The 7,320-nt window shown below is 55.5% G+C and carries 5 protein-coding genes; 2 read left to right on the top strand and 3 right to left on the bottom strand.

All coding sequences use genetic code 11. The annotated features are described in order from the left end of the window. Positions 1–219: 219 nt before the first annotated feature. Complete coding sequence (locus tag AUQ41_RS05435; protein ID WP_063087086.1) at positions 220–2,460, top strand: autotransporter domain-containing protein; 2,241 nt, start codon at positions 220–222, stop codon at positions 2,458–2,460. Positions 2,461–2,511: 51 nt separating this feature from the next. On the opposite strand, the gene AUQ41_RS05440 is transcribed toward AUQ41_RS05435, so the two are convergent. Together AUQ41_RS05440 and AUQ41_RS05445 are read right to left on the bottom strand one after the other, a co-directional pair. Beyond that, entirely contained in the window at positions 2,512–3,549 is a 1,038-nt protein-coding gene (locus tag AUQ41_RS05440; protein WP_063087087.1) for an AraC family transcriptional regulator, read from the bottom strand. Between the two features lie 255 nt (positions 3,550–3,804). Beyond that, positions 3,805–5,712: an ABC-F family ATP-binding cassette domain-containing protein gene (locus AUQ41_RS05445; protein WP_063087088.1), complete on the bottom strand. Its 1,908-nt coding sequence runs from the start codon at positions 5,710–5,712 to the stop codon at positions 3,805–3,807. Positions 5,713–6,139: 427 nt separating this feature from the next. On the opposite strand from AUQ41_RS05445, the gene ndk reads away from it, so the two are divergent. Beyond that, the gene (gene ndk, locus AUQ41_RS05450; RefSeq protein WP_008891250.1) at positions 6,140–6,562 is read left to right on the top strand and encodes a nucleoside-diphosphate kinase; all 423 of its coding nucleotides are present in this window, start codon (positions 6,140–6,142) and stop codon (positions 6,560–6,562) included. Between the two features lie 357 nt (positions 6,563–6,919). Here ndk and AUQ41_RS20660 read toward each other — a convergent pair whose 3' ends face one another. Beyond that, complete coding sequence (locus tag AUQ41_RS20660) at positions 6,920–7,057, bottom strand: aa3-type cytochrome c oxidase subunit IV (protein WP_114129841.1); 138 nt, start codon at positions 7,055–7,057, stop codon at positions 6,920–6,922. Between the last annotated feature and the right edge of the window lie 263 nt (positions 7,058–7,320).

Consider the following 7,320-nt stretch of genomic DNA (forward strand, 5'->3'; position numbering starts at 1 on the left):
CTCCTGCGTGGAATGCCTTTACCCCGGCAATCCAAGGTTGCGGCGGAATTTTGGCGACTTGATGACCGGTTGCCGACGGCGGTGTCAGATTACGATCACCAAATCTGCTTTTGGCGGGCCGGGACGCTGGTGCCAATGATTTGGGATGGTCAGTCAAAACGGAAGACAGGGCGGCGTGTATTGTTCCCCCAACCAATTAAGTGTCGGTAGGGGATATCAATGTCGAAGGGGTTTGGGTGGCTGGGTTTCGGACCCGCCTTTGGGGTGGTTGTGATCATCGTGCTATTTGCGGCGGTCATTGGGACACGGGCGCAGGCCGCAGAATTCACCGTAGCCAGCGGTGTCACCGATACGGTTGCCAAAACCCTGACCGCCGGGGAAACCGGATTGGTGGAGCAGGGCGGAGTTCTTAATGTGACGACTGGCAGTGCTATCACTGCCAGTGGTGACGCGGTGAAAGCGACCAACAACGGCACGATTTCGACCGCAGGGGGCGGGGGAAGCGGCATGCTTGGTGATGCCACCGCGACCAATGCCCGGCTTGTCAATAATGGAACAATATCAACAGACGGACTTATCGACAGGGGGATTTACGGCCAAGGTGCCAACTCCACCCTAATCAATCGCGGCACGATCACGACAAGCGGAACCACTGGAGTCGGGATCCTGAGCGGCGGGAGCAATTCGACGCTGTTAAATAGCGGGACGATCACGACAAGCGGAAACAATGCAAGCGGCCTGACCAGTAGCGCGGGAGATGTAACATTTGTCAATAGCGGTACGATCACGACCAGCGGAAACGGTGGAATTGGGATCCTGAGCGGCGGGAGCAATTCGACGCTGTTAAATAGCGGGACGATCACGACAAGCGGAGGAAATACAAGCGGCCTGTCCAGTAGTGGGGCAAATGCGACATCTGTCAATAACGGCACGATCACGACCAGCGGAAATACGGCACATGGTATCAACAGCACAGGCAGTAATGCGACACTTGTCAATAGCGGGGTGATCACGACCAGCGGAACTGCTGCGGCTGGCATGAGGCATTTAACTGGCAATAACGCCACACTGGTCAATAGCGGCTCGATAACCACCCAGGATGGTGATGGAATTGCAGTATCAGGCAGCAGCAGCACCATTACGGTTACCGGTAGCGGATCCGTTACCGTATCGGGCACGGGAAGGATCGGGATCAGATCCTCTGGGGCCAACGGGACGATCAATGTCAGCGGGACGGTGATTGCGACCGGTGGTGCGACCCAGGCGATTTTGGGGGGGAGCAACCAGACGTTAAACATCAAGCCGGGCGCGACGATTGTCGGGACGATTGATCTTGGCGGCGGCACCAATGCGGTCAATATCGATACATCTGCCGGGGCGCGGTCATCGACCCTGACCATCGCCAATGCCGGTACGGTGAATACAGCGGCGGGCGGTGACGGGATTGTCCTGCAAAGCGGATCGACGGTGGTGATTGTCGACCCCACCGGGATTGCGGCCAACCGGGCGGCACTGGGAACGACGACGGTCGGCATTCATCAGGCGGTCAGCCGGCAACTGGCACGATCAAACAAACCACAACCGGTTGTGGTCGCGGCCAGTGACCTTGAACCGGGTATGTTATATGCGCCGAAAAAGCCGTTTGTCTGGGGACAGGTTTTTGGCAGTTATTTATCGCACGGGGATGATGGGGCGAATTTGGGATATCGCAGCCGGGTTGGCGGTGCGGTTGGCGGATATGAAAAGCCGATTGATGACCACAGTATCGGTGTGTTTGGCGGTGTGTCTGTTGCCGGGATGAAAACCGACGAGGCATCGCTTGAAAGTGACAGTAGCGGGTTTTTTGTTGGCGGGTATGGTGAATATGTGGTTGGCGACTGGGCGATTGATGGGACCATGGTTGTCGGGTATCAGCGCCATCAGGATCGACGTCTTGTGGTCGATAACCTTCAGGGCGAGGAAACCGCGCAATCAGATTACAACAGCGTCTATATCAGCCCGTCATTGGCGGTGATCCGGTCGATTGATATCGGCGACGGGATTGAATTGCGGCCGTCGGCCGAGGTTAATTACACCTATGGCTATTACGGTGAATATACCGAAACCGGCACGACATCATCGAACCTTCGGGTTCAGGGGCATGGTGTGGATGTGATCAATGGCCGTTTGCAACTGGCCGTTCGTCAGGATCTTGAGGATGGCGCGGGCGAGATGGAACTGCGCGGCGGGATGAAATACAGCTATTTCGGGTGTGACAGCGTTGATGTCGGCCTGAGCAATGGTCCGCTTGTCCGGTATCAGGGAAGCGGGGAGACATCATCGCATGGTGGCTTTGTTGGCGGGAATTTGCGCTATGACCTTGATCGACAGATGACGTTTGTTGCCGATATCGAGTTGGGATTTGCGACAAGTGATGAACGCACGGCGTCGGGTTTTGTCGGTTTGGAATACAGGTTCTAGCGTCCACACGCAGGGATAGCGGCAAGGGGGAGATGGCCGTGGGCCTGGTCGTCAGAGCTGTCGGACCCAGTTTGGTAGACCGGCAGCGTAGGCCGAGGATGCCGAGTTGTTGGCTTGATACCGGCTGCGGGCAGCCAGCGCATCGGCGCGGACCTGACTTGGCGTAATTTTAAACTTGGCGCGAAAAGCACGGCTGAAATGGGATTCACTGTTAAAGCCGCACTCAAAGGCGATGGTGCTGATGTTTTTGTGGCTGTAACGATGCTGGGACAGTAATTGCAGGCTGCGCTGCAGCCGACGATCCCACAGATAGTTGGCCACCCCGCCATGGGGTGCGAAAATGCGGTATATCTGAGATCGGGACATGCGGAAAGTTTGCGCAAGGCTTGCCGGAGTCAGGTTTTCGGAAAGATTGGCGTCGACATAGCGTGATATGACTTTTGCAAGGGCAATTGATGTTGGCGTGTCGACGGCATCGGGCATCATGCTTTCGCGCCCAAGGCATCCTTGCATCAGGTTGAGGGTTCCGTGCATCGCACTGCCCGCCTGATGGGTGGTCATATCCAGGATGCTGTCCCACAAGTTCAGGAAACCGGTCGCCATAAAGCGGATCATCGGGTTATCGCCAGATAATTTCAAACCATGCAGCGGGGCAAGCATATCGGATATTTCCGGGCGCAGTTCCCGTGGCAGAACAAGTGTGAGGTTTTCAAAGTCGGTGTTGATCATGTCGTGGGGCTGATCAAGGTCAATGATCAGCATATCGCCCGCGACAATGTGCTGGTTGTCGCTGGTAACGCCGCCGCCCTTGCAAAAGAGCTGGACCAGAATGTGGTCCATATTGTCATGGATAACCCGGTTGCTGTCGCGTGTGAAACGCTGGGTTTGTGACCGGGTTACACCAAAAACGGCGTCTCCGAGGTCGCAAACATCAATCCCGGCGCGGACATTTGCAGGTTGTATTGCGTCATCGGGCATCGAAAGATCGAAGAATACCCCGATATTTTCCTGCCAGGCATCAAAGCGGTGGCGCGGATCAATATCCCTTGTATCGAAATTTGATACCGGAACCGGTGTCGGGGTTGTCAATTCGGGGTTCTTTCATGTCAAAGGCAGAACCAGAAATGATGACAAGAAATCGCCCGCCCTTTGAAATCGGACTAAATCATCGGTTGATGTAATCCGTTATTTTTTAAATGAAAAAGGTGATGTTCACAAGCGCTTATGGCCGATGCCGACGCGTTGGTGCTTGGCATCAGGCGGGCGCGTATGGCTTAGATGGATTCCCGCTTGCGCGGGAATGACGGGCTTTCAAGGTGCGGGGAATAGGCGGGGGATGGCGGATCACGCCACCATCGCGTCATATTCTTCCTGCTTGTCGAGCCATTTCTGTTCGACCATGGCAAGGTCGTTTTCGATCTGGCCGAGTTCCTTTTGGATGTCGGCCAGTTTTTGGGCGTTGGCGTCTTCGTAAAGGGTCGGGTCGGCCATTTTTTCTTCGATGCCGGCTTTGCGTTCGGAAAGCTTTTCCATCTGCTTTTCGAGCTTTTCGACTTCGCGTTTGATTGGGGCTGCCACTTTGCGTTTTTCAGCCGCCTGCTGGCGTTCGGCCTTGCGGTCGCGTTTGGCGGGTTTGCCATTGCCGTTGCCGTCTTCGCCGCCGTTTTTGTTGGCACGGCGTTCCATGCGCGCACGATCGAGAAGATACTGGCGGTATTCGGCAACGTCGCCGTCAAAGGATGTGACCGTACCATCAGCCACCAGAACCAAACGATCCGCACAGGCCTCGATCAAGTAGGGATCGTGGCTGATGATGATCACAGCCCCTTCATAGGCGTTGAGCGCGTGGTTCAGCGCGTCGCGGCTGTCGATATCAAGGTGGTTGGTCGGCTCATCGAGGATGAGCATATGCGGGGCATCAAGCGTCATCAGCGCAAACAGCAGACGCGCCTTTTCCCCACCAGACAGGTCCTTGACCTTGGTGTCGCCTTTGGCCCCTTCGAAGGCAAAGCGGCCGAGCTGGGCGCGGACCTTGTGTTCGATGACATCAGGCATCAGGGATGCCATATGCTGATAGGGCGTTTCATCGCCGCGCAGCTCGTCTGTCTGGTGCTGGGCGAAATAGCCGATGCGCAATTTGTTTGACGCATGCTTTTCACCCGACATCAGGTGCAAGCGATCAGCCAGAAGCTTTGCCAGGGTCGATTTACCGTTACCATTGGCACCCAAAAGGGCAATGCGGTCATCCATATCAATGCGCAGGCTGATATTGCGCAGGATCGGTTTGCCTTCTTCGTAGCCGACATCGCCATCATGGATGTTGATCAGGGGTGGTGGCAGTTCCTTGGGACTTGGGAAGTCAAAGGAAATGCCGCGATCCTCGACCACCGGGATGGCCGGGCCCATTTTTTCAAGCATCTTGACACGGCTTTGCGCCTGTTTGGCCTTGCTGGCCTTGGCACGGAAACGGTCGATGAAGGATTGCAGATGCTTTTGCTGGGCGATCTGCTTTTCGTAATGCTTGGAAGCCAGTTCCATCTGTTCGCGGCGCGTCTTGGCGAATTTATCGTAGTTGCCGCCATAAAGTGTGACGGTGCCGTCATGCAGATGGGCAATCGATTTGACCACCCGGTTCAAAAGATCGCGATCGTGACTGATCAGGATGATCGTGCCGGGATAGTTGATCAGATAGTTTTCAAGCCAGATGGTGGCTTCAAGATCAAGGTGGTTGGTCGGCTCATCGAGCAGCAGCAGATCCGGGCGCAGGAAAAGGGTGGCCGCCAAGGCCACACGCATGCGCCAGCCGCCCGAGAAATCATCACAGGGGCGTTGTTGCGCTTCGCCGTCAAAACCAAGGCCGGACAAAATGGCGGCAGCGCGCGCCTCGGCGGTATGGGCTTCGATATCGGCCAAGCGAGTATGGACCTCGGCAATGCGGTGCGGGTCGGTGGTGGTTTCGGCCTCTGCCAGCAAATCGGCGCGTTCGGTGTCGGCCGCCAAAACGGTTTCAAGAAGCGACCGCGAACCTGCCGGGGCTTCTTGCGATACGACACCCATGCGGGCCCGCTTGGACAGCACAATATCGCCGCCATCGCCGGGCAGGTCGCCCGAGATCAGTTTGAGAAGGGTCGATTTCCCCGCACCATTGCGCCCGATCAGGCCGACCTTGTGGCCATCAGGGATGGTCAGCGATACCCGGTCAAGAATGACACGTCCGCCAATGCGATAGGTGAGGTCGGTAATTTGCAGCATTTTCGGTTGGTCTCTTGAACTGGTTTGCGGGCGCTTTGGGCGCAGTTTAGGGGGAATCGCAAGGATTTCTGTGCTTTCAATAGGGCAGGAGCGTGTTTGACGCAAGGATTCTTCAAATTGTCATGGCCGGTGTGATTTCGATGACAGATCCGGGCAAAACCGGCGCTAAATCGCAGTTTCATGCCTTTTGGGGGCGTTTTGCAGGCGAAACGGGTGAATGCAACGGCTGCAGGTCTGGTTTGCAGCGGTAGAACTATGTGTTGCGTTGCGATCCAACCCCGTTTATATAGCGCCAACCTTCGGGTCTGTGGATGATAAGGGCGGTCTTTGGTACCGCCTTTATCTTCCGCAGGCCCTTTGTACTCGGGGGGCTTCTTGGGGGCCCTCTTTGGGGGTAACGAATTTTTACAAAGCTTAGGTGAAACCAATGGCTGTCGAACGCACTCTTTCGATCATCAAGCCGGACGCAACGCGCCGCAACCTGACTGGCAAAATCAATGCCGTCATCGAAGAAGCTGGCCTGCGCATTGTCGCACAGAAGCGCGTCGCTTTGACCCGCGCTCAGGCTGAAGGTTTCTATGCAGTTCACAAAGAACGTTCGTTCTTTGGCGAGCTGGTAGACTTCATGGTCTCTGGCCCGGTTGTTGTCCAGGTTCTCGAAGGCGAAGATGCCGTCGTTAAGTACCGCGAAGTAATGGGCGCAACCAACCCGGCAAATGCCGAGGAAGGCACCATCCGCAAACAGTTTGCAGAATCCATCGAAGCGAACTCGGTCCACGGTTCGGACTCGCTCGAAAACGCTGCAATCGAAATTGCATATTTCTTCGCTCAGACCGAAATCGTCGGCTAAGCATAGAGCACGTCGCGTCTAATCTGCACCATTTTGCCGGAGACAGTCTTCTGTCGCACAAGGAATGAACCGCAGAGCGTAGCGGGGCTACGGTCAAGGATCCTGACGCAGTGGGGCGGAAGACTGTCCCGGCCCGAAGGGTTTGATTTTGGCGACGTTTCGCGGCGTTACACCGCTTGACCGATGCGCCGCATCGCTCTGCACGCTGTGCCTTGCCAAACGGTTCGCCAAAATCAAACAAAATGATACAGATTAGACGCGACGTGCTCTGTAATACCGAATTACCGGTTCTTCCGGCCTAAAACGCCCCGCAATCTGCGGGGCGTTTTTTGTTGGGAAATTTGGAAATCTATTGGGTCAATCGATCAGGAATGCGGCCATCAGCAGCAGTAGTACCCCGATCGAGATCACGCTCCAGAGCATGAATTTTGTCCAGTGGTGCCAGCCTTCCTCGTGGTGGTGCACCAGGCCTTCGTCGTAATCGCTTCCTTGCATTGTTTCCTCCCTGTTGTTGGGACCATTGTTTGGTTTGCTGTTATCACGCAAGACAACAAGGTGATGGTAGCGCAAATCAACTCAGGGGTGAATTGCTTTGATGTTGTTGACTGTTTTCATCTGTTCAACCGGATGGACAAGGTGGTGTTGCGTGTGGCAGTATTTGCGGATGGAAAACGTTGTGACCGAGAAATCGGTACGAATTTTTACCGCCTCTCATAGAGTGGCGGGGTAGCGACGTTTTGACCAAATGAGACCCACCC

This window comes from Thalassospira sp. MCCC 1A02898 (assembly GCF_001618185.1).
Classification (GTDB): domain Bacteria; phylum Pseudomonadota; class Alphaproteobacteria; order Rhodospirillales; family Thalassospiraceae; genus Thalassospira; species Thalassospira tepidiphila.

Coding starts and splice junctions, on each gene's coding strand:
- AUQ41_RS05445 (WP_063087088.1), bottom strand. CDS start 5,712: ATGCTGCAAATTACCGACCTCACCTATCGCATTGGCGGACGTGTCATT.
- ndk (WP_008891250.1), top strand. CDS start 6,140: ATGGCTGTCGAACGCACTCTTTCGATCATCAAGCCGGACGCAACGCGC.
- AUQ41_RS20660 (WP_114129841.1), bottom strand. CDS start 7,057: ATGCAAGGAAGCGATTACGACGAAGGCCTGGTGCACCACCACGAGGAA.
- AUQ41_RS05435 (WP_063087086.1), top strand. CDS start 220: ATGTCGAAGGGGTTTGGGTGGCTGGGTTTCGGACCCGCCTTTGGGGTG.